Below are 23422 nucleotides of genomic sequence, written 5' to 3' on the forward strand. Positions count from 1 at the left end.
GCGCGTGGCGACGATCACCGAGGCCGGGCACGAGCAGATGTTCTCCAGGCGCGCCTTCGTGCTGGGCGGCGGCATGGCGGCGGTCGGCATGACATTGGCGGCGCGGATGGCGTGGCTGTCGATCTTCGAGGGCGACAAGTACAAGCTGGCGTCGGAGGACAACCGCGTCTCGCTGCGCCTGATCCCGCCGCGCCGGGGCTGGATCGTCGATCGCAACGGGCTGCCGCTCGCCTCCAACGCGCCCGACTACCGGCTGGAGCTGATCCCGGAGCAGGTCGGCGACCTGGAGGCGACGTTGCGCGCCATCATGGGCGTGCTGCCGCTGACGCTCGACGACCTCAACCGCATCCGGGGCGATATCGCGCGCCAGCCGGAATACATGCCGGTCGAGATCGCGCACGGGCTTGCGTGGCCGCAGTTCGCCGCCTTGAACGTCCGCCTGCCCGACCTGCCCGGGGTCCTGCCGGTGCATGGCTTCAGCCGGGTCTATCCGGGCGGCGAGGCCTTTGCGCACCTGCTCGGCTATGTCGCGGTGCCGACGCCGGAGCAGTACAAGCGCACGCACGATCCGCTGCTGATCTTCCCGGGGTTCAAGCTCGGCAAGGACGGCATCGAGCGGACGCAGGATGCGCCGTTGCGCGGTACGGCGGGGGCGCGGCGGGTCGAGGTAAACGCCCGCGGCCGGGTGATCCGCGACCTCGACACGCGCAGCGACATCCCCGGCAAGAGCGTCCGCCTGACCATCGACCGCGGCTTGCAGGCCTATGCGGCGAAGCGGCTGGGCGACAACAGCGCCAGCGTCATCGTCATGGACTGCCGCACCGGCGACGTGCTGTGCATGGTGTCGATGCCGGCCTATGATCCCAACGTCTTCTCGACGCGGGTGACGACCAAGCTGTGGGCGGAACTGCAGGCGTCGAACCATCACCCGCTGATCAACAAGAGCGCGCAGGGACTGTACCCGCCGGGCTCGACCTTCAAGATGATGACCTCGCTGGCAGCGCTGAAGGCGGGGGTCAACGCCGACCAGGGGGTGATCTGCAACGGCACCTATCGGCTGGGGAACGGCATCTGGCACTGCTACAGCCGCCGCGGTCACGGGCGTGTCGACATGCACACCGCGCTGCCGCAGAGCTGCGACGTGTATTTCTACACGGTCGGGCGGGCGGCGGGCATCCAGGGCATCGCCGACATGGCGCGCAAGTTCGGGTTGGGCCAGAAATACGAGCTGCCGGTGCCGGGCCAGTCGGCGGGTATCGTCCCCGATCCGGCGTGGAAGACCCGGCGCTACAAGAAGGACTGGACGATCGGCGAGACGCTGAACACCACGATCGGGCAGGGCTATCTGGTGGTCAATCCGCTGCAACTCGCGGTGATGGGCGCCCGGCTGGCGAGCGGGCTGGAAGTCCAGCCGCGACTGCTCGCCGATAGCCCGCGCGTCGAGTTCCCGTCGCTGGGCATCGACCCGGAGCATCTGGCGATCGTTCGGTCGGGGATGAGCGGCGTCGTCAACGGTCCGCGCGGCACGGCGCGGGCGGCGCGGCTGCAGGTCGACGGCGTCACCATGTCTGGCAAGACCGGCTCGGCGCAGGTCCGGCGGATCAGCATGGCGGAGCGCAAGCGCGGCGTGGTGCGGCAGGAGGCGGTGCCGTGGCAGTACCGCGACCACGCGCTGTTCGTCGCCTTCGCACCGACCGATGCGCCGCAATATTCGGTCAGCGTCATCGTCGAGCATGGCGCGCACGGCAACACCACCGCCGCGCCGATCGCGCGCGACGTGCTGACCTATCTGTTCGAGCCGGAGCGCGCGATGGCGACGCTGGCGCCGCTGGAGCGCGCCCTGGAGCAGAAGCGTGCCGCCGAGGCCGCCGCCCTGGCCAATGCGAGCCCGGAGCCCGCGGAAGAGGACGCTGCGGGACCGCCGGAGTGACGGACGTGCAGGCAATGCCGCCATGCTGAACGGCGCCTGGACGCTGCGGCTGCGGGCGATCCCCTGGGCGATCGTGCTGGTCATCATCGCGCTGACCGGCTTTGGACTGGTGATCCTGTATTCCGCGGCGGGCGGCAGCCTGCAGCCCTGGGCGCTGAAGCAGGGCATCCGCTTTGTCGTGCTGCTGCTTGCCATGCTGGTGCTGGCGCAGATCGATACCGGGGTGTGGCTGAAATGGGCCTATGCCCTGTACGGCGCGGTGTTGCTCGCCCTCGTCGGGGTCGAGCTGCTGGGGCAGATCGGCGGCGGCAGCCAGCGCTGGCTCGACCTGGGCATCATCCAGCTGCAGCCGTCGGAGTTCATGAAGCTGGCCATCATCCTGGCCCTGGCGCGCTTTTATCAAAATCTGCCGCGGCCGTTCCTGACCACCATCCAGGGGCTGTGGCCGCCGCTGCTGTTGATCGCGATGCCGGCGGCGCTGGTCATGCTGCAACCCGACCTCGGCACGGCGCTGGCGATCTCGTTCGGCGGGGTCGTGATGATGTTCCTGGCGGGGGTGCGGCTGTGGCTGTTCCTGGGGGCCGGGGCGGCGGTCGGTGCGGCGCTGCCGGTGGCGTGGACGATGCTCCACGACTACCAGCGCAAGCGCGTGCTGATCTTCATGGATCCGGCCAGCGATCCGCTCGGTGCCGGCTATCATATCACCCAGTCGAAGATCGCCATCGGCAGTGGTGGATTGTCGGGTAAAGGTTTCCTGCAAGGAACGCAGTCTCACCTCGACTATCTGCCAGAACTTCACACCGACTTTATCTTTGCGACTATGGCTGAAGAGTGGGGTTTACTTGGTGGCTTGTTTGTCATCATCGGCTTCGGCACCCTGCTGGCCTGGGGCATCGGCGTTGCACTCAGGGCGCGCACCCGGTTCGAGCGACTAGCCGCGCTGGGGCTGACCTTCACGCTGTTTTTCTATTTGGCGATCAACATGATGATGGTGATGGGATTGGCGCCCGTCGTCGGCATTCCGCTGCCGTTGATCAGCTATGGCGGCTCGGCGATGATGACCGTGCTGATCCTGCTCGGTTTGCTGATGGGGATCGCCCGCCAGACCCGACGCGCCGCCTGACCAGGCGAGCCGCGCGCGTCACCACTGCAAGGCGCTGATTCTAACGGTGCATCGCGCGAATCACGTCGTTCGTCGCGACAAATCAGATAATCGGCGCGGTATCCGGGCCAATCCTTGCCTCGTTATTACCAGAACAGCGCGGCAGGACAGTCACGCTACAAGATAATCGCATCATGACAGTCACAGCACTACGGCTTTACTGACCCGTAACGATCTTTCTTGCGTCGATGGTTAGGTCGAAACAACGCGCGATCGATTAGCCGTTATTTAATAACTTGTACAAACAATAGTCATACCGGTCATGAAACAACCGCTTGCAACTGTTCTATGCTTTTTGTCTATTTCAATCGTTGAGGCTCTGAAACGCAGTAATTTAACTTCAAAGTAAGTCGCCTTAACCGAGTGTTTATTCAAGAGGGGAGAGTTCTAGTGGCGTATTTACCAGGCGGGGATCTACGATCCTGTCGATCAGGTCGCGATGGTCTGGCTGTCGCCCGATCTTCACGCCGCAAGCTCTCCTCGGTGTCGGCGATCGCGATCGCCAGCGCGATGTCGATGGTCTCGGCACCGACTGCAGCAGCAATCCCCAGCTCGCTGGTCAGCGCCTGTTCGGGCGTCAGCCTGCCTCGCTCGGTCGTGACCAGCATTCTCGGGCCGGCCCTGATCGCGACCACCAACGGATTGCAGAGCGCACTCAACGGCTTGCTTGGACCGGTGCTCGGCATCAACGTCGACGCTGCCGGCCTGGTTGCCGCGGCTGCGAACGGCCAGAACATCGGCGTCTCGGCGGTCAATCTGAACGGCACGCTCGTCGGACCGGGCACCAGCTGCAACACCACTTCCAACTCGTATCAGCTCGACGTTCCCGCCGGCCTGTCGATCGGTGGCAACCGGATCACCGGCCTCGGCTCCAACGGCCTAGATGCGACGGCCGGCGAGCTCAACTCGATCGCCCTCGGCAACAGCGCCTCGACCCTCGGCACGGCAACGGGCGCGGTCGGCATCGGTAACGTCGCGGTCGTCAACGGCGCCGGCGGCGTCGCGATCGGCGCGAACGCCGTCGCCGGCACGGCGGGCAGTCCGTTGCTCGTCAACCAGGTGGCGCTGGGTAACGGTGCACGCGCAACCGCAAACAACAGCATCGCCATCGGCGCGGGCTCCCGGGCCATCGCTGCCAACAGCGTTGCCATCGGCAACAACTCGCTGACCGGCGGACGTGGCGCTTCGATCGGCTATACCGCAACGGGCCTGACTGCCCCGCAGAACTCGGTCGGCACCGTGTCGGTCGGTTCGTCGGGCGCGGAACGGCAGATCACCAACGTCGCTGCGGGTTCAGCGGCGACCGACGCCGTCAACGTCCTGCAGCTCGCGACCGTCGCGGCGGCCGGCCAGAATTCACTGAAGTATGATTTGATCGGTGGCACGCCGACCAACACCGTCACCTTGGCCAGCGGCGTGCCGGGTTCGGTCAAGGTCACCAACCTGACCGCCGCGACGCTTACTGCAGGCTCCACCGACGCGGTCAACGGCGGCCAGCTGTTCGCGACCAACACCCAGGTCGCGACCAACACTGCCGGCATTGCCACCAACACCAGCGCCGTCGCCAGCAACACCGCCGCGATCACCGCGAACGGCACGATCACGGCCGGCAAAACGATCAGCATCGCTGCCCTCAACAACGGCACCGCCGGCCTGGTGCAGCAGGATGGCGGCGCACCCAGCGACGGCCCGATCCGTGTCGGCGCGGGAACCGGCAGCACCGTCGTCAGCTTCCTCGGCACCGAGGGTAACCGCCGCCTGACCGATGTCGCCGACGCCACGGCAACGACCGACGCAGTCAATCTGGGGCAGCTCAACAGCGTGGCCGCCCAGTCCGCCAATGCGATCGTCTACGACGTCGATGGCCTCGGTGTCCGCACCAACCGCGCGACTCTCTCCGGTGCCCAGGGCGCCGCGGTGACACTCGCCAATGTTGCTCCCGGTACACTGACAGCCACTTCGAGCGAGGCAGTCAACGGCGCCCAGCTGTTCGCGACCAATGGCCAGGTCGAGACCAACACCGCCAACATCACCACCAACACCACCAACCTGGGTAACCTGACGACCGGCCTCGCCAACGGCACGGTCGGGCTGGTGCAGCAGGCGGGTGGCCTGCCGGACGGCGTCATCAGCATCGGCGGCGCCACCGGTGGTGCCGCGATCAACGTCGCCGGCACCGGTGGCACGCGCACCATCACCGGCGTCACCGCCGGCGTCGATGCGACCGATGCGGTCAACGTCGGCCAGCTCTCGGCGGTTGGCGCTGTCGCCCAGAACGGCGTGCAGTACGACACTGCCGGTGGCGTCAAGACCAACACCGTGACGCTGGCGGGTACTCCGGGCGCCGCGGTGACCGTCACCAACGTCGCCCCGGGTGCGCTGAACGCTACATCGACGGATGCAGTCAACGGCGCCCAGCTGTTTGCGACCAACGGTCAGGTCGAGACCAACACCACCAACATCGCGACCAACACGACGAACATCACGGCCAACACCACCAACCTGGGTAACCTGACGACCGGCCTCGCCAACGGCACGGTCGGGCTGGTCCAGCAGGCGAATGGCCTGCCGGGCGGTGTCATCACCATCGGCAGCGCAACCGGTGGTGCCAGCATCAACGTCGCCGGCACCGGTGGCACGCGCACCATCACCGGCGTGACCGCCGGCGTCGATGCGACCGATGCGGTCAACGTCGGTCAGCTTGCGGCAGTCGGCTCGGTCGCCGAGAACGCCGTGCAGTACGACACCGCCGGTGGCGTCAAGACCAACACCGTGACCCTGGCCGGTACCCCGGGCGCTGCGGTGACCGTCACCAACGTCGCCGCCGGACAGCTTAGCGACACCTCGACCGACGCGGTCAACGGTTCGCAACTGTTCGCCACCAATACCCAGGTGACGACCAACACCAACAACATCGCCACCAACACCACCAACCTGGGCAATCTGACGACCGGCCTCGCCAACGGCACGGTCGGCCTGGTCCAGCAGACCGGTGGCCTGCCGGGCGGCGTCATCACCATAGGCGCAGCGACCGGCGGGACATCCGTCAACGTCGCGGGCAACGATGGCGCGCGCGTCATCTCCGGCGTCGCCACCGGTGTCGCCGCGACCGATGCGGCGAACGTCGGCCAGGTCGCCGCAATCGGCGCCGTGGTCCAGAACTCGGTCCAGTACGACACCGTCGGCACGGTTCGGACCAACACCGTGACCCTCGCCGGCGGCAGCACCGGCACGGTGACCGTCACCAATGTCGCTCCGGCGGCGTTGACGGCGACGTCGACCGACGCGGTTAACGGCGCCCAGCTGTTCGCCACCAACACCCAGGTTGCGACCAACACCGCCGACATCATCACCAACACTACCAACATCGCCGGCAACACCACGGCGATCACGAACCTGACGACCAGCCTCAACAACGGCTCGGTCGGCCTGGTCCAGCAGACCGGCGGCACCCCGGGTGCCGGGCAGATCACGGTCGGCGGCAACACCGGCGGTACCAGCGTGACCATCGCCGGCACCGACGGCAACCGCACGCTGACCGGCCTACGGGCAGGTCTCGCCGGCAGCGACGCTGCGACCGTGGGCCAGCTTGCCCAGGTCACGGGCGGCGCCTTCAACGCCCTGCAGTACGACACCGATGCCGATGGTGGCCGTCTCAACACCGTCACCCTGATCGGTGGCACCGCTGCTCCGGTCGGGATCACCAACGTCGCTGACGGGAATGTCGCGGCGGGCTCCACCGACGCGGTCAATGGCGGCCAGCTGGCTGCGACCAACGCCAGCGTCGCGGCGAACACCGCCGGCCTGGCGGCGACCAACGTCACCGTCGCCAACAACACCACGGCGATCACGGCGATCAACAACGGTGCAGCGGGCGCCTTCCGCTCCAACAACACCGCTGGGGCAGCGGCTCCGTCGGCAACCGGGGCGAACGCCACGGCGGGCGGCTTCGGCGCCACCGCAACGGCATCGCGCGCCGTCGCGATCGGCAACGGTGCGACTGCGACCGGCATCAACTCGGTCGCACTGGGTGCGGGCAGCAGCGACGGCGGCGTCGCCAACGTCGTCTCGGTCGGCTCCGTCGGGGCCGAGCGTCGCCTGACCAACGTCGGTCCGGCGCTCAACGGCACCGATGCGGTCAACCTGTCGCAGCTCCAGGCGGTCCAGAGCCAGTTCGGCGCGGCCACGACCGGCCTGCAGAACCAGATCAACAACCTGAACTTCGACGTTCGTCGCGTCCGTCGCGACGCCGATGCGGCGACCGCAGGGGCGATGGCAGTGGCGGCATTGCCACAGGCCTTCACCCCGGGCGCCGGCATGGTCGGCGGCGGCATCGGCGAATGGCGCGGCCAGGTCGCCTTCGCGGTCGGCGGTTCCAAGATCATCGGCGACCAGACGGTGATCAAGGCCGGCGCCTCGATCAACACGCACGGCACCGGCGGCTTCAATGCCGGCGTCGGATACCAGTTCTAACCTGTCTCCCCTGAAAACTCTGGCCGGGATGAGCAATCGTCCCGGCCTTTTTCTTTTTGCGGTCTACCCGTCGAGCCGACTACAGCGCTCGGCATGGATGACACCGTAGCGCTGCCCCGCAGTTTCTCGCGCCGCCTGCCGCTACGGCCGCTGTTCACCGCGACGGTGCTGCTCGGCTCGTTCCTGCTGTTCATGATCCAGCCGATGTTCGGGCGCAGCGTCCTGCCCGTGCTCGGCGGCGCGCCGTCGGTGTGGAACACGGCGATGCTGTTCTACCAGACCGTGCTGCTGCTCGGGTATCTCTACGCCCATGCGCTGCGCCACCTGCCGCTGCGGCGCCAGCTGATGCTCCACCTGGTCCTGTTCGTCGTCGCCGGGCTGACCCTGCCGGTCGCGGTCGCGCAATGGCTGCCGGCGATCGGCGCGGCGCCGCCGGTGCTGTGGCTGCTCGGGCTGCTGGCGGCGTCGATCGGGCCGGTGTTCTTCGTCACCTCGGCGCAGGCTCCGCTGATGCAGTCGTGGTTTGCGCGCTCCGGTCATCCGCTGGCGGGCAATCCCTACTTCCTCTACGCCGCGTCGAACTTCGGCAGCTTTGCCGCGCTGATCGCCTATCCGCTGCTGATCGAGCCGGCGCTGCGCCTCGGCGACCAGGCCCGGCTGTGGTCGGCGGGCTTCGTCATCCTGGCGCTGCTGGTCGCCGCCTGCGGCTATGCGGTGCGCGGCGGCACCGCGACCGCGACCGCGATCGCGACGGTGCCGGTAACCTGGCGCCAGCGCGGCCGGTGGACCCTGCTCGCCCTCGTGCCGTCGGGGCTGCTGCTGTCGACGACCACCCACCTGACCACCGACATCATGGCGATGCCGCTGCTGTGGGTCATCCCGCTGGCGGTCTACCTGCTCAGCTTCGTGCTGGCGTTCGGGCGCTGGGGCAGGGCGTTCACCAACTGGGCGCTGGGTGGCGCACCGCTGGCGCTGCTGCTGCTCGGCGGCTCGGCTTTCATGTCGATCGGCATGGTGGCGTGGATGTTCGCCGCGGCCGGCGTGGTGTTGCTGTTCGTCGTGGCGCTGGCCCTGCACGGCACGCTGGCAGAGGAACGCCCGGAAGCCGCCTCGCTCACCGATTTCTATCTGTGGATCTCGGTCGGCGGTGCGCTTGGCGGCGTGTTCTGCGCGCTGCTCGCACCGGCGGTGTTCGACTGGCCCTACGAGCATCCGCTGCTGTTGATTGCCGCCGCCGCGCTGATCCCGGCCCGCCTGCTGGTGCCGCTGGCGGGGCGCCTCTGGTCCAGCCCGGTGGCGCGGATCGTCGTGATTGTCGGCGCGCCGTTGCTGTCGCTGTGGATCGGTCGCGCCTTCCTCTCGGTGTCGAGCGGCGTCGCGCCGGCGGACTCGGCGCTCGTCGCCTTGTGCCTGCTGGGCGGCACGGCGGTGCTGGCGATCGGACGTCCGCTGCTGTTCGCCGTCCTGTTCACCTGCGTGGTCCTGGCGTTCGGCGGCTGGCACCAGCTCGAACTATCGCGGAACGGCGTGCGCGAGCGCAGCTTCTTCGGCATCTACACCGTCGAGGACGTGCGCTCGACCAACGTCCGCCACCTGCTGCACGGCACGACGCTGCACGGTGTCCAGTCCCTCGACCCGCGCTTCGTCACGGTGCCGATGACCTATTATGCGCCGGGCAGCGGTGTCGGACTGGCCTTGAAGGCGGTGCCGCCCATGTTCGGGCCGAACGCCCGCATTGCCTTTGTCGGGCTGGGGAGCGGAACGTTGAGTTGCTATGCCCAGCCGGGCCAGGCCTGGACGGCGTACGAGATCGACCCGGTGATCGTCGGCATTGCGAAGCGCCGCTTCAGCTATGTCTCGCGGTGCCGGCCCGACCTGCGGATCGTGCTAGGGGATGCGCGGTTGACGCTGGCGGCGGCGGCACCGGCCGGGCTCGACGTGCTGGCGGTCGACGCCTTCTCGTCCGACGCGATCCCGCTGCACATGGTGACGCGCGAGGCGTTCCGCGTCTACGGTCGCGCCCTGCAGCGTGACGGCGTGCTGCTGCTGCATATCTCGAACCGCTACCTTGAGCTGGAGCCGGTGGTCGCCGCGATTGCCAAGGCAGAGGGCTGGACGGCGCGGGTCCACGACTATACCGCGCCGAAAAACCAACCACGCGGCGTGCAGTTCACCAACTCGTCGTGGATCGTGCTGACGCGCTCGCCGCAGCACATGGACGCGGTCGTCGCCGCGACGCCGCCGGGCAGTTGGCGGCCTCTCCTCGAGCAGCCCGGCCTGACCGCCTGGAGCGACGACTTCGCCAGCATCCTGCCGGTATTGAAGCGTCCGCACTGACGCCTGAACAGGATGGCGTTTTCGTTGCGGTTCCATCATCCTGACGATCGGCGGCAGGGGCCGTCGACAGGAGGCGATGATGAGGATCTTGGCAGCGGCGGTAGGATTGAGCCTGGCAAGTGCGGCAACAGCGGGGATCGTGCCATTCCCGGCCGGCTTCAAGGTCGAGGACATCGCAGCGAACGGCACGACGATCCACATCCGCAGCGGCGGCAAGGGGCCGGCGGTGGTGCTGCTCCACGGCTATGGCGAAACCGGCGACATGTGGGGCGCGCTGGCCGTCGACCTGGCGCGCGACCACCGCGTCGTGGTTCCCGACCTGAGGGGACTCGGACTGTCCGCACGCCCGCCGGGCGGCTATGACAAGAAGACCCAGGGCGCCGATGTCACGGCGGTCCTCGATGCGCTGAAGATCGGCAAGGTCGATGTCGTGGCGCACGATATCGGCAACATGGTCGCCTATGCCTTCGCCGCCGAGAATCCTTCGCGGGTGACCAGGCTGGTCCTGATGGACGCGCCGGTCCCGGGCATCGGGCCGTGGGAGGAGATCCTCAAGAACCCGCTGCTATGGCATTTCCGCTTTGGCGGCCCCGACATGGAGCGGCTGGTGGCGAGGCGCGAGCGCATCTACCTCGACCGCTTCTGGAACGATTTCTCGGCCGATCCCAAGCACTTCGACGAAGCATCTCGGCAGCATTACGCGGCGCTGTATGCCTTGCCCGGCGCCATGCACTCCGGCTTCGCGCAGTTCGCCGCCTTCGACCAGGATGCCATCGACAACAAGGCGTTCCTGGCGACGGGCGGCAAGCTGACCATGCCGGTGCTGGCCATCGGCGGCGCGGCGTCGTTCGGCGAGACGATGGCGACCGTAGTGCGCTTTGCCGCCACCGACGTGCAGGGCGCGGTGATCGCCGGCTCGGGGCATTGGCTGATGGAGGAGCAACCTACGGCAACGGTCGCGGCAATCCGCGCCTTCCTCGACAAGCCGGCGCGCTGACACGCGAAGGCCCGCACCGTTGCCGGTGCGGGCCCCCATGTCAGCTCGGAAGATCTAGAAGCGCGTGCGAACGGTCGCGCCGTAAGTGCGCGGCTCGGCCAGAAAGCTGGAGAACAGCTGGTTGCCGGTGCCGCCGAACGCCGCGACCTGGGCCGCGGAGCCTGCACCCTGGAACGGCGCGTTGAAGGCGACCTGCTGGTAGTTCTTGTTGAAGATGTTCTGGCCCCACAGTTCGACCGACCAGCGCTGATCCTTGCCGCGCAGGCCGATGCGGGCGTTGACCGTGACGAAGCCGTCCTGGGCCTTTTCGGGGAACAGGTCGGAGCCGGTGTTATAGTCGCTGCTCAAGCGGCTATCGACGTAGAACAGCGCGCTCATGCCGTTCGTGCCGACGTCGGGGGTGAAGCCGAGCGAGGCGGTGACGACGTGCTTTGGAGCATTCGAAACCTGGCGGCCGGGCAGCAGGAACAGTGCCGGATCGAGCGCCGCGCCGCTGGTGCTGCCGACCAGGTTCTTGCCGTAGTGCGTGTCGGCATAAGTATAGCCGACGGTCAGCGCGAGGTTGCGCGCCGGGTAGACCGCGGACTCGATTTCGACACCCTGCGAGATGACGCCGGGCTTGATCTTGCCGGTGCAGACGCCGGTCGCGCCGCTGCTGTCGGTGTCGCCGCCGTTCAGGTTGTTGCTGCACGAGTTGATGTTCTGGACGACGAAGACCGTGCCGTTGAAGGTGTTGAGCTGGAAGCTCTTGAACTCCTGGCGGAAGGCGGCGACGTTGAGCGAGAAGGCGCGCTTCTTGAGCTTGACGCCGACTTCATAGGCATCGACCTTCTCGGCCTCGAACTGCAACTGGTCGCCATTGGTGTTGGCGTTGGTCCGCGGCGAGAATACGCCGGTCGGGCCACCGAGCGGTGAGCGGTCGAGGTTGAAGCCGCCGGCCTTGTAGCCCTTGGCATAGCTCGCATAGGTCATCACGCCGTCGACCGGCTTCCACGACAGGATCGCGGTGCCGGTGAACTGGCCGTCGGTCAGCTTGCTGCGCAGGTTGAGTGCGTTGAGCTGGCTGCTCGAGTTGCCGGTGCAGGTCAGCGTGATGATACCGCCGGCCAGCGCCGCCAAGCCGGGGTTGGCGAGCAGCGGGCCGAGGGCGGCCTGCTGCGCCGGGCAGACGGTGTTGTTGTTGTTGAACTCGGCGTCGAACTTCTTGCTCTCGTGCGTGTAGCGCACGCCGACCGTCAGGCTGAGGCGGTCGGTGACGTTGAAGATGTTGTGCGTGAAGAACGCGTAGTTCTGGCTGTCCTGGTTATAGACCGAGCGCACGTCGCCGACGTTGTTGACCGTCGACAGGCGGTTGAGACCTGCGATGATCGGCGCGGCACCGGCGCCAAGGACGGCGTTGAGCGTGCCGATGCCGGTGGCGCTCAGGCAGCCTGGAGCAGCCGGGTTGCGCAGCGCGGCCGCCGGGCTGACGTTGGCGATGACGCGGCAGGCGGCGAACGCGCCGTACTGCGAACCGAAGCGCGAATTGTCGACGAGTTGGAGCTTCTCGCGGCTGTAGAAGCCACCGACCAGCCAGTCGAGCTTGCCGTCGAACAGCGAGCCCTGAAAGCGGGCTTCCTGCGTGAAGGTCTTGAAGCGGCGATAGCTGTTGCCGTCGTCGGCGCGATAATAGAGGTCGACGTTGCCGTAATCCAGGTCGCCGGCACCGCCCGCCTTGTACTGGCGATAGGCGGTGATCGAGGTCAGCTTGACGTCGCCAAGATCCCAGTCGAGCTGGCCGGAGCCGCCCCAGTCGGTCGTGGTGTTGCGATAGGTCCGGCCCGGCGTCGTCGCGATCCCGCGGCCGTACGGGTTGCCCGGGAAAACGCCGCCGAGGCTGCGCAGGATGTCGACGATGCGGTTGTTCGGGTTCTCGGTGACGTTGCGGTCGGTGTTGAAGCCCGGCGTCGTGGTGTTCGGCGTAGTGTCGGTCGTCTCGCGCAGCGACGTGTAGGCGGCGCCGCAGCATGACTCGTTGCGGTGCGTATAGTCGCCGATCAGGCGCAGGCTGATGTCGTCGGTCGGCGTGAACAGCAACTGGCCGCGAACGAAGTACCGATTGCGATTGTTGACGCGGTCGCCGGTGGTGATGTCCTTGTAGAAGCCGTCGCGCTTGACATAGACGCCGTCGATGCGCGCCGCGAGCTTGTCGGGGATGATCCCGCCGGTGACGCCGCCGGCCAGCCGGTAGGCGTTGTAATTGCCATAGGTGGCCTCGGCATTGCCGCCCAGCTCGAACGACGGCTTGGCGGTGATGATGTTGATGAGGCCGGCCGAGGCGTTGCGGCCGAACAGCGTGCCCTGCGGACCGCGTAGCACTTCGATGCGCTCGACTTCGCCAAGCTCGTTGAGGCCGGAGCCGGTGCGCGAGCGGTAGACGCCGTCGATGAACACTGCGACCGAGCTCTCGAGGCCGGGATTGTCGCCGACCGTGCCGATGCCGCGGATACGCGCCGAACCATTGGCCTCGCTGCCGGTCGACGAAACGAGCAGCGACGGGGCGAGCTGGTTGAGCGCGCGAATGTCGTTGGCGCCGGAGTTCTGCAGCGACTCCTGGCTGACCGCCGAGACCGCGATCGGCACCGTCGACAACGCCTGGGCGCGGCGGTTGGCGGTGATGATGATCTCGCCGCCCTCGCCGATGGAGTTGCCGGTATCGGCAGCGGTTGCGGCACCGGCATTGGTGGCGCCCGACGCAGCGGTCGCCGCAGCCGGGGTCTGCGCGGGAGGCGCCGTCACCTGGTTCGGCATCGCCGGCTGGTTGGCGGTATCCTGGGCGGCGGCAAAGGTCGGCAACGCCAGCGCGCACACGGACGCGAGAAGAAGATGCTTCATGATACTCCCAAGGACTTGATACGTCTTTTTACGAGCTTCGTTCGGTAAGGTAGGTTCACGTTTACGGCAAGCTGCGACTGCACTCGCCGCCAGTTGCGGACAAGGCGTTGCACTAAGGGCACAGTTTCTGGCTGGGAGGTTGCTGACCCGTTGCAATACTTGATGCTCGGCCGCCGGCGCCGCGTCGCCGGACGGTGCCCGCTCTAGCTGGCGCCGAGATAGTCCAGCTTGCCGATCGTCACGCCGCCGTGGCGAAGGAGGCTGTAGGCGACGGTGACGTGGAAGAAGAAGTTCGGCAGCACGAAGCCGAGCAGGAAATCCTGGCCGCTTAAGGTCATCTCGCGCTGGCCGGCCTTCAGGTTGATAACGCGCTCCTCGCTGCCGTCGATCTGCTCCGGGGTGATGGTCTGGAGGAAGGCGATGGTCTTGGCGATGCGCTGCTTGAGGTCGTCGAAGGTCACTTCCTCGTCGGCGAACGCAGGAATCTCGATGCCGGCAAGGCGCGCCGAACCCTTGGCGCCGTCGGTGGCGATCTGGACCTGGCGGGGCAGGGCGAACATGTCCGGCGCGAGCCGGGCGGAGAGCAAGGTCGCGGCGTCCAGCGTGCCGGCGGCCGACTGCTCGATGGCCTTGTCAAGAATCTTGGAGAGGGCGGTAAGCTGGCGTACGAACACCGGCACCGATGCCTGGTACATCGACAGGGTCATGGATCGTCCTTGGTTGGATGGTCGCGACGTTGCGGGTCCGATCCATAGCGGACGCCGGCGGGTCCGTGCAAACGACATTGACCCGTCGGTGACTCCGCAGTATAGGCCCGCTTCCGTTCACGAACCGGTGACAGGCTAACGCCCAGGCACGGATCGGGTCGGAATTTTGGCAACGACGGGCTGTGCCGCGCGCGTGGGGCCTCTGCAAGGAGGCCGCTCGCGCTTATGCCGTGAGGGCGGGACTAGTCTGGAGTAGGTGGCCGCAAGCCACCGAACAGCAGGATGACGAATACTCTATGCCGACTATCAACCAGTTGATCCGCAAGGGTCGCGAGCCACAAAAGGCTCGCAACAAGGTCCCAGCAATGGAGGCCTGCCCGCAGAAGCGTGGTGTTTGCACCCGCGTCTACACGACGACCCCGAAGAAGCCGAACTCGGCTCTGCGTAAGGTCGCCAAGCTGCGCCTGACCAACGGCTTCGAAGTCATCGGGTACATCCCGGGTGAGAAGCACAACCTTCAGGAGCATTCGGTCGTCATGATCCGCGGCGGTCGCGTCAAGGATCTTCCCGGCGTTCGCTACCACATCATTCGTGGCCAGCTCGATACGCAGGGCGTCAAGGACCGGAAGCAGTCGCGCTCGAAGTACGGCGCGAAGCGGCCTAAGTAAGGATCAGATAGATGGCTCGTCGTAGGCGCCCGGAGAAGCGCGAAATTCTCCCAGATCCTCGCTTCGGTGACGTGATCCTTTCGAAATTCATGAATCTCGTCATGTACGAGGGCAAGAAGTCGGTCGCCGAGTCGATCGTCTATTCGGCTCTCGAGACCGTCGAGACCAAGACCCGTCGCGATCCGATCGGCGTGTTTCACGACGCGCTGGCGAACGTCCGCCCGGGCATCGAAGTTCGCAGCCGCCGCGTCGGTGGTGCGACCTACCAGGTGCCGGTCGAAGTTCGTCCGGAGCGTTCGCAGGCCCTCGCCATTCGCTGGCTCATCGGTGCGGCGCGTAACCGCTCCGAGCACACGATGGCACAGCGCCTGTCGGGCGAACTGGTCGATGCCGCCAACAACCGTGGCACTGCCGTGAAGAAGCGGGAAGACTCGCATCGCATGGCCGAAGCCAACCGCGCTTTCTCGCACTACCGCTGGTAGTGGCGAGCTAGAGAGTAACAGTCATGACACGCACGACGCCGCTCAACATGTACCGCAACATCGGGATCATGGCGCATATCGACGCCGGGAAAACCACGACCACCGAGCGGATCCTGTACTACACCGGAAAGTCCTACAAGATCGGCGAAGTGCACGAAGGCACCGCGACGATGGACTGGATGGAGCAGGAGCAGGAGCGCGGTATCACGATCACGTCCGCCGCGACGACGTGCTACTGGAACGACCACCGCATCAACATCATCGACACGCCCGGCCACGTCGACTTCACCATCGAAGTCGAGCGTTCGCTGCGCGTGCTCGATGGTGCCGTGGCTTGCTTCGACGGCGTTGCCGGCGTCGAGCCGCAGTCGGAGACGGTCTGGCGCCAGGCCGACAAGTACAAAGTCCCGCGGATGTGCTTCGTCAACAAGCTCGACCGCACCGGCGCGAACTTCGACCGCTGCGTCGAGATGATCAAGGACCGCCTCGGCGCCCGTCCGGCCGTGCTGTACCTGCCGATCGGCCTCGAAGGTGACTTCATCGGCCTCGTCGATCTCGTCGAGAACCGCGCCATCGTCTGGCTCGAAGAGTCTCTCGGCGCGAAGTTCGAGTACAAGGACATCCCGGACAATATGAAGGACGCAGCCGCTGCGGCGCGTTCCGACCTGATCGAGATGGCCGTCGAGCAGGACGACGACGTCATGACGGCGTATCTGGAAGGCGTCGAGCCCGACACCGCGACGCTGAAAAGCCTGATCCGCAAGGGCACGCTGAGCTTCTCGTTCGTGCCGGTGCTGTGCGGCTCGGCTTTCAAGAACAAGGGCGTCCAGCCCCTGCTCGACGCAGTCGTCGACTATCTGCCCAGCCCGCTCGACATTCCGCCGATGCACGGCATCAACCTGAAGGACGAGGACGAGATCCGCGAAGCTTCGGACGATGCACCGTTCTCGGCGCTGGCGTTCAAGATCATGACCGACCCGTTCGTCGGCACGCTGACCTTCGCCCGCATCTATTCGGGCAAGATGGAAGCTGCATCGACCGTGCTCAACTCGGTCAAGGACAAGCGCGAAAAGATCGGTCGCATGCTGCTCATGCATGCCAACAACCGCGAGGACATCAAGGAAGCCTATGCCGGCGACATCGTCGCGCTGGTCGGCCTCAAGGATGTGACCACGGGCGACACGCTATGCGCGCCGCTGAAGCCGATCATCCTAGAGCGCATGGAATTCCCGGACCCCGTCATCGAGGTCGCGGTGGAGCCTAAGACTAAGGCCGACCAGGAGAAGATGGGCATCGCGCTCAATCGCTTGGCTCAGGAAGATCCGTCGTTCCGCGTCACCTCCGACCAGGAGAGCGGCCAGACGATCATCAAGGGCATGGGCGAGCTTCACCTCGAGATCCTCGTCGACCGCATGCGTCGCGAGTTCAAGGTCGAGGCCAACGTTGGCGCGCCGCAGGTTGCCTATCGTGAGTCGCTCGCCCGCAAGGTCGATGTCGACTACACCCACAAGAAGCAGTCGGGTGGCTCCGGCCAGTTCGGTCGCATCAAGTTCTCGGTCGAGCCGGGTGAGCGCGGTTCGGGCGTCGTCTTCGTCGACGAGGTCAAGGGCGGCAATATTCCCAAGGAATATATCCCGTCGGTCGAGAAGGGCATCCGCGAGATCGCCGCTTCGGGTTCGCTGATCGGCTTCCCGATCATCGACTTCACGGCGCGACTGTACGATGGCGCCTACCATGACGTCGACTCGTCGGCGCTAGCATTTGAGATCACCGGTCGTGGCGGCATGCGCGAAGCGGCCACCAAGGCAGGCATCAAGCTGCTGGAGCCGGTCATGAAGGTCGAGGTGGTGACACCCGAGGACTTCATGGGCGACGTCATCGGCGACCTGAACAGCCGTCGCGGTCAGATCCAGGGCACCGACAGCCGGGGTAATGCCCAGGTCATCGAGGCGATGGTGCCGCTGGCCAACATGTTCGGCTACGTCAACCAGCTCCGGTCGATGTCGCAGGGCCGCGCCCAGTACACGATGCAGTTCAGCCATTACGAGGAAGTTCCCTCGAACGTGGCCGAGGAAATCAAGCTCAAGATGGCCTGAGAGTCGTAACGCGGCTTTACATTTTGACTGGCGACAACTAGACGCCCCGCCTTCCGGGCCGGGCAGCAATTCGACGAAGGATAGGACTCATGGGTAAGGCGAAATTCGAGCGGAACAAGCCGCACTGCAACATCGGCACGATCGGCCACGTCGATCATGGCAAGACCTCGCTGACGGCAGCGATCACCAAGGTTCTCGCCGAGACCGGTGGCGCCACCTTCACCAGCTACGCCAACATCGACAAGGCTCCCGAGGAGCGCGAGCGCGGCATCACTATCTCGACCGCACACGTCGAGTATGAGACTGCCAACCGCCACTACGCGCACGTCGATTGCCCAGGCCACGCCGACTATGTGAAGAACATGATCACCGGTGCCGCCCAGATGGACGGCGCGATCCTGGTCGTCTCGGCCACCGATGGCCCGATGCCACAGACCCGCGAGCACATCCTGCTCGCCAAGCAGGTCGGCGTTCCTGCCATGGTCGTCTTCATGAACAAGGTCGACCTGGTCGACGACGCCGAGATCCTCGAGCTCGTCGAGATGGAGATCCGCGAGCTTCTGTCGAAGTACGACTTCCCGGGTGACGACATTCCGATCACCCAGGGTTCGGCAGTTTGCGCCCTCGACGGCAAGCGCGACGACATCGGCCATGACGCGGTCCTGGCGCTGATGAAGACGGTTGACGACTACATCCCGCAGCCTGAGCGTGCGCTCGATCGCCCGTTCCTGATGCCGATCGAGGACGTGTTCTCGATCTCGGGTCGCGGCACCGTCGTCACCGGCCGCGTCGAGAGCGGCGTCGTCAAGGTCGGCGAAGAAATCGAGATCGTCGGTATCCACGACACCCGCAAGACCGTCTGCACCGGCGTCGAGATGTTCCGCAAGCTGCTCGACCAGGGCCAGGCCGGCGACAACATCGGCGCGCTGCTTCGCGGCGTTGGTCGTGACGACGTCGAGCGTGGCCAGGTTCTCTGCAAGCCAGGCTCGATCAAGCCGCACACCGAGTTCTCGGCTGAGGTTTACGTGCTGTCGAAGGACGAGGGTGGCCGTCACACGCCGTTCTTCGCCAACTACCGCCCGCAGTTCTACTTCCGCACGACCGACGTCACCGGTACCGTGGAGCTGCCTGAGGGCACCGAGATGGTCATGCCGGGCGACAACGTCCAGCTGCAGGTCAAGCTGATCGCTCCGATCGCCATGGATCCAGGTCTTCGCTTCGCAATTCGCGAAGGCGGACGTACCGTTGGCGCCGGCGTGGTTGCAACGATCACCAAGTAAGGCTATAGGGCCGCTCTACTTCGGAACATTGATTCGAGGTTTGAGCGGCCCGATCGCTTTCGGGCCGCTTTGTTTTTGAGAATTCGTTCAGGTTGGTTGATCAAGACGTCATGGAAACGCAGAACATCCGCATTCGCCTCAAGGCGTTCGATCACCGGGTCCTCGATATGGCCACGGGCGAGATCGCCGATACTGCGAAGCGCACCGGTGCCGCCATCCGTGGTCCGATCCCGTTGCCTACCCGCATCGAGAAGTTCACCGTCAATCGCTCGCCGCACGTCGACAAGAAGTCGCGCGAGCAGTTCGAGGTTCGCACCTACAAGCGGTTGCTCGACATCGTCGACCCGACACCCCAGACCGTGGACGCGCTGATGAAGCTCGACCTCGCTGCCGGTGTCGATGTGGAGATCAAGCTCCAGGGCTGATCGACACTATGAAATACGCGGAGCGAACTTCATTTGGATCACGCCCAGTATGTCTGGGCCTCTGGCAGGAAAGGAATTGATCATGCGCAGTGGCGTGATCGCGAAGAAAATGGGAATGACCCGGCTCTTTCAGAGCGACGGGAAGCATGTCCCGGTAACCGTGATGGCCCTCGAGGGCTGCCAGGTTGTCAGCGTCCGCACCGACGAGCGTGATGGCTATACCGCCGTCCAGCTCGGTGCCGGCGTCAAGAAAGCCAAGAACACTTCGAAGCCAGAGCGTGGCCACTTCGGCAAGGCCGAAGTCGAGCCCAAGGCGAAGGTCGCGGAATTCCGCGTCTCGGCCGATGCTTTGCTCGAAGCCGGCGCGACTATGTCGGCCGATCACTTCGTCGCTGGCCAGCTCGTCGATGTCACCGGTCACACGGTCGGCAAGGGCTTCCAGGGCGGCATGAAGCGCTGGAACTTCGGCGGCCTACGGGCAACCCACGGCGTCTCGGTCTCGCACCGTTCGCTCGGCTCGACCGGCCAGCGGCAGGATCCAGGCAAGGTCTTCAAGGGCAAGAAGATGGCCGGCCACATGGGCGACCGCCAGCGTACCCAGCAGAACCTCGAAGTCGTCTCGACCGATGTCGAGCGCGGCCTCATCTTCCTCAAGGGTTCGGTCCCCGGCCACAAGGGCGGCTGGCTGATGATCAAGGACGCGGTCAAGGTTCCGGCTCACGCCGATGCGCCGTTCCCGGGTTCGCTCAAGAGCAACGCTGCTGCGCCTGTCGCCGAGACGACCCCAGCGGTCGAAACCGTTGACACCACCGAAGCTACCGGCGGGGAGGCTTGATCATGAAGCTTGAGGTCAAGACCTTCGATAACGCCGCGTCCGGCGACATCGAACTCTCGGAGAGCGTGTTCGGCATGCCGGCCCGCGCCGACATCCTGCACCGCGTCGTGACGTGGCAGCTCGAGAAGCGCCGGGCGACTGCCCGCGGTGCTCGCGAGCGGTCGGACGTTGCTCGCACCGGCAAGAAGCTCGGCAACCAGAAGGGCGGCGGTGTCGCTCGCCATGGTAACCGCGCTGCGCCGCAGTTCACCGGTGGTGGTAAGGCTCATGGTCCGCGCGTTCGCGACTTCGACCCGGGTCTCAACAAGAAGATCCGCCGTCTCGGTCTCGCCACCGCGCTGTCGGTCAAGGCTGCCGAAGGCAAGCTGATGATCGTCGAGAACCTTACCCTGGGTGAGGCCAAGACCAAGACGCTGATCGCGCGTCTCGCGGGTCTGGGCATCACGTCGGGTCTGTTCATCGATGGCGATGCTGTCGACCAGCATTTCGGCCTGGCCTGTGCAAACCTGCACAAGATCGACGCGCTGCCGGCGATCGGTGCCAATGTTTACGACATCCTCAACCACGACACGCTGGTCTTGACCCGCGCCGCGGTTGCGAGCCTGGAGGCACGCGTCAATGGCTAAGGCCCTAAAGACCGCTCCGGCGGCAATCGACCTGAAGCATTACGATATCATCGTAAAGCCGGTTATCACCGAGAAGTCGACCTTGGTGAGCGAGTTCAACCAGGTCGTGTTCAAGGTTGCGAACACTGCTTCGAAGCCCGAGATCAAGGCCGCCGTCGAGGCGCTGTTCTCGGTCAAGGTCATGGCGGTCAACACCATGATCCAGAAGGGCAAGAGCAAGCGCTGGAAGGGTCGTCCCTATACCCGCGCCGATAAGAAGAAGGCCGTTGTGACGCTCGCCGAAGGCGACCGTATCGACGTGACGACGGGAATCTAAGTCATGGCTTTGAAATCCTATAATCCGACAAGCCCGGGCCGCCGCGGCCTGATCCTCGTCGACCGTTCGGCCCTCCACAAGGGTCGTCCCGTCAAGTCGCTGACCGAGGGTCTGCGCAAGTCGGGCGGCCGAAACAACATGGGCCATGCGACGGCACGCGGTATCGCGGGCGGTCACAAGCAGTTGTACCGCATCGTCGACTTCAAGCGTCGCACCTGGGACGAGGCCGCTACGGTCGAGCGTCTCGAGTATGACCCGAACCGCTCGGCGTTCATCGCGCTGGTCAAGTATCCGGACGGCAAGCAGTCCTACATCATCGCGCCGCAGCGTCTTGCGGTCGGTGACTCGGTCATCGCCGGCAAGAAGGTCGACGTGAAGCCCGGCAACGCGATGGAAATCGGGCAGATGCCGGTCGGTACCATCGTCCATAACTGCGAGCTGAAGCCCGGCAAGGGTGGCCAGCTGGCACGTGCCGCCGGCACGTTCATCCAGGTCGTCGGTCGTGACCGCGGCATGGTGATCATCCGCCTCAATTCCGGCGAGCAGCGTTATGTGCGCTCGGAGTGCATGGCGACGGTCGGTGCCGTGTCGAACCCCGACAATTCGAACCAGAACCTCGGCAAGGCCGGCCGCGTGCGCTGGATGGGCTATCGCCCGCTGACGCGCGGTGTCGCCAAGAACCCTGTCGACCATCCGCACGGCGGTGGTGAAGGCCGGACCTCTGGCGGACGTCACCCGGTTACGCCTTGGGGCAAGCCAACCAAGGGCGCCAAGACGCGCTCGAACAAGTCGACGGACCACATGATTATCCGGTCACGTCACGCCAAGAAGAAGAAGGGCTAAGCGCATGAGCCGCTCCGTCTGGAAGGGTCCTTTCGTCGACCTGCACGTATTGAAGAAGGCCGATGCCGCGCAGGCTTCGGGCGCGCGTCAGCCGATCAAGACCTGGTCGCGCCGCTCGACGATCCTGCCGAACTTCGTCGGCCTGACCTTCAGCGTCCATAATGGCCGCAAGTTCATCCCGGTCTCGGTCAACGAGGACATGGTCGGCATGAAGCTCGGCGAATTCGCACCGACGCGGACCTTCACCGGTCACGCCGCCGACAAGAAGGCCAAGCGCTGATGGGCAAGCCCAACAACCCCCGCAAGGTCGGCGAGCGCGAAGCGATCGCCATCGCGACGACGCTTCGTGGCAGCCCGTACAAGCTCAACCTGGTCGCCGGTCTTATCCGCGGCCGCAAGGTTGGCGATGCGCTGAACATCCTCAGCTTCTCGACCAAGGGCATGGCGCCCGAGGTTCGCAAGGTTCTCGCTTCGGCGATCGCCAATGCCGAGAACAACCACAACCTCGATGTCGATGCGCTCATCGTCCACGAGGCGAGCGTCGGCAAGGCGCTGGTAATGAAGCGTTTCACGCCTCGTGCCCGTGGTCGTGCCGCTCGTATCGAAAAGCCGTTCAGCCGCCTTCGCGTCGTCGTGCGTGAATTGAGCGATGCTCCGGTGGAGAACGTTTAATGGGTCATAAGTCCAACCCGATCGGTCTGCGCCTGCAGATCAACCGTACCTGGGACAGCCGCTGGTACGCCGAAGGCGATGCCTATGGCACGATGCTGCTTGAAGACCTGCGGATCCGCAACTTCATCATGAAGACGCATCTGCAGGCGGCGATCTCCAAGGTCGTCATCGAACGCCCGGCCAAGCTTTGCCGCGTCTCGATCTACGCTGCCCGTCCCGGTGTGATCATCGGCAAGAAGGGCGCCGACATCGAGAAGCTGCGCAAGCAGATCGCCGCGATGACCAAGAGCGACGTGTCGCTCAACATTGTCGAGATCCGCAAGCCGGAAGTCGATGCCCGCCTCGTGGCACAGGGCATTGCCGACCAGCTCGAGCGCCGTATCGCCTTCCGTCGCGCGATGAAGCGTGCCGTGCAGTCCGCCATGCGTCTCGGTGCCGACGGCATCAAGGTGTCGTGCGGTGGCCGTCTCGGTGGTGCGGAAATCGCTCGTAGCGAGCAGTACCGCGAGGGCCGGGTGCCGTTGCACACGCTGCGCGCCAACATGGACTTTGCCGAGGCACAGGCACACACCGCTTACGGTGTCTGCGGCGTTAAGGTCTGGATCTTCAAGGGCGAAATCCTGGGTCACGACCCGATGTCGCAAGACCGACTGATGATGGAAGCACAGACTTCCGGCGTCCGTCCGGCGCGCTGAGGTA

The 23422-nt window shown here is 65.5% G+C and carries 19 protein-coding genes; 17 read left to right on the plus strand and 2 right to left on the minus strand.

The window, feature by feature from the left end; genetic code table 11:
- Window positions 1-4: 4 nt before the first annotated feature.
- From mrdA to ACOFKW_RS10320, 5 genes are all read left to right on the plus strand, one after another.
- Window positions 5-1930 (plus strand): penicillin-binding protein 2, encoded by a 1926-nt coding sequence (gene mrdA, locus ACOFKW_RS10300; protein ID WP_419814065.1) that lies wholly within the window; start codon window positions 5-7, stop codon window positions 1928-1930.
- A 22-nt stretch (window positions 1931-1952) separates the two neighbouring features.
- Entirely contained in the window at window positions 1953-3053 is a 1101-nt protein-coding gene (rodA, locus tag ACOFKW_RS10305; RefSeq protein ID WP_419814066.1) for a rod shape-determining protein RodA, read from the plus strand.
- A gap of 522 nt (window positions 3054-3575) precedes the next feature.
- Window positions 3576-7565, plus strand: coding sequence for a beta strand repeat-containing protein (locus ACOFKW_RS10310; protein WP_419814067.1), 3990 nt, complete (start codon window positions 3576-3578; stop codon window positions 7563-7565).
- Between the two features lie 93 nt (window positions 7566-7658).
- Window positions 7659-9902, plus strand: coding sequence for a spermidine synthase (locus tag ACOFKW_RS10315; protein ID WP_419814068.1), 2244 nt, complete (start codon window positions 7659-7661; stop codon window positions 9900-9902).
- A 76-nt stretch (window positions 9903-9978) separates the two neighbouring features.
- Window positions 9979-10899 carry an alpha/beta fold hydrolase gene (locus tag ACOFKW_RS10320; protein ID WP_419814069.1) on the plus strand — a complete coding sequence of 307 codons (921 nt, stop codon included), beginning with the start codon at window positions 9979-9981 and terminating at the stop codon, window positions 10897-10899.
- A gap of 54 nt (window positions 10900-10953) precedes the next feature.
- On the opposite strand, the gene ACOFKW_RS10325 is transcribed toward ACOFKW_RS10320, so the two are convergent.
- Together ACOFKW_RS10325 and ACOFKW_RS10330 are read right to left on the minus strand one after the other, a co-directional pair.
- Complete coding sequence (locus tag ACOFKW_RS10325; RefSeq protein ID WP_419814070.1) at window positions 10954-13773, minus strand: TonB-dependent receptor; 2820 nt, start codon at window positions 13771-13773, stop codon at window positions 10954-10956.
- Window positions 13774-13976: 203 nt separating this feature from the next.
- Complete coding sequence (locus tag ACOFKW_RS10330) at window positions 13977-14480, minus strand: DUF1993 domain-containing protein (protein ID WP_419814071.1); 504 nt, start codon at window positions 14478-14480, stop codon at window positions 13977-13979.
- Between the two features lie 296 nt (window positions 14481-14776).
- Between ACOFKW_RS10330 and rpsL the strand changes: the two genes are divergently transcribed.
- The 12 genes from rpsL (at window position 14777) to rpsC (ending at window position 23418) form a co-directional block, all read left to right on the plus strand.
- Complete coding sequence (gene rpsL / locus ACOFKW_RS10335; protein ID WP_144237809.1) at window positions 14777-15148, plus strand: 30S ribosomal protein S12; 372 nt, start codon at window positions 14777-14779, stop codon at window positions 15146-15148.
- Between the two features lie 11 nt (window positions 15149-15159).
- Window positions 15160-15630: a 30S ribosomal protein S7 gene (gene rpsG, locus ACOFKW_RS10340; RefSeq protein ID WP_419814072.1), complete on the plus strand. Its 471-nt coding sequence runs from the start codon at window positions 15160-15162 to the stop codon at window positions 15628-15630.
- 23 nt (window positions 15631-15653) lie between these two features.
- Window positions 15654-17726 carry an elongation factor G gene (gene fusA, locus ACOFKW_RS10345; RefSeq protein ID WP_419814073.1) on the plus strand — a complete coding sequence of 691 codons (2073 nt, stop codon included), beginning with the start codon at window positions 15654-15656 and terminating at the stop codon, window positions 17724-17726.
- Between the two features lie 89 nt (window positions 17727-17815).
- Window positions 17816-19006 carry an elongation factor Tu gene (tuf, locus tag ACOFKW_RS10350; RefSeq protein WP_419814074.1) on the plus strand — a complete coding sequence of 397 codons (1191 nt, stop codon included), beginning with the start codon at window positions 17816-17818 and terminating at the stop codon, window positions 19004-19006.
- 110 nt (window positions 19007-19116) lie between these two features.
- Window positions 19117-19431 carry a 30S ribosomal protein S10 gene (rpsJ, locus tag ACOFKW_RS10355; RefSeq protein WP_419814075.1) on the plus strand — a complete coding sequence of 105 codons (315 nt, stop codon included), beginning with the start codon at window positions 19117-19119 and terminating at the stop codon, window positions 19429-19431.
- Window positions 19432-19513: 82 nt separating this feature from the next.
- Window positions 19514-20266 (plus strand): 50S ribosomal protein L3, encoded by a 753-nt coding sequence (rplC, locus tag ACOFKW_RS10360; protein WP_419814076.1) that lies wholly within the window; start codon window positions 19514-19516, stop codon window positions 20264-20266.
- Between the two features lie 2 nt (window positions 20267-20268).
- Window positions 20269-20892, plus strand: a complete 624-nt coding sequence (gene rplD / locus ACOFKW_RS10365) for a 50S ribosomal protein L4 (protein ID WP_419814077.1) — start codon at window positions 20269-20271, stop codon at window positions 20890-20892.
- Window positions 20885-21208 (plus strand): 50S ribosomal protein L23, encoded by a 324-nt coding sequence (locus tag ACOFKW_RS10370; RefSeq protein ID WP_419814078.1) that lies wholly within the window; start codon window positions 20885-20887, stop codon window positions 21206-21208. Before rplD ends, ACOFKW_RS10370 begins: the two co-directional genes overlap by 8 nt.
- Window positions 21209-21211: 3 nt before the next feature.
- Window positions 21212-22051 (plus strand): 50S ribosomal protein L2, encoded by an 840-nt coding sequence (gene rplB / locus ACOFKW_RS10375; protein ID WP_419814079.1) that lies wholly within the window; start codon window positions 21212-21214, stop codon window positions 22049-22051.
- A 4-nt stretch (window positions 22052-22055) separates the two neighbouring features.
- Window positions 22056-22331 (plus strand): 30S ribosomal protein S19, encoded by a 276-nt coding sequence (gene rpsS / locus ACOFKW_RS10380; RefSeq protein ID WP_419814080.1) that lies wholly within the window; start codon window positions 22056-22058, stop codon window positions 22329-22331.
- A complete protein-coding gene (rplV, locus tag ACOFKW_RS10385; RefSeq protein ID WP_419814081.1) occupies window positions 22331-22723 on the plus strand; it encodes a 50S ribosomal protein L22 in 393 nt (130 codons plus the stop codon). Before rpsS ends, rplV begins: the two co-directional genes overlap by 1 nt.
- Entirely contained in the window at window positions 22723-23418 is a 696-nt protein-coding gene (gene rpsC / locus ACOFKW_RS10390) for a 30S ribosomal protein S3 (protein WP_419814082.1), read from the plus strand. The genes rplV and rpsC overlap by 1 nt, the downstream gene beginning before the upstream one ends.
- Window positions 23419-23422 lie beyond the last annotated feature (4 nt).

It is taken from the genome of Glacieibacterium sp. (assembly GCF_965200405.1).
In the GTDB taxonomy this organism is placed as follows: Bacteria; Pseudomonadota; Alphaproteobacteria; order Sphingomonadales; family Sphingomonadaceae; genus Glacieibacterium.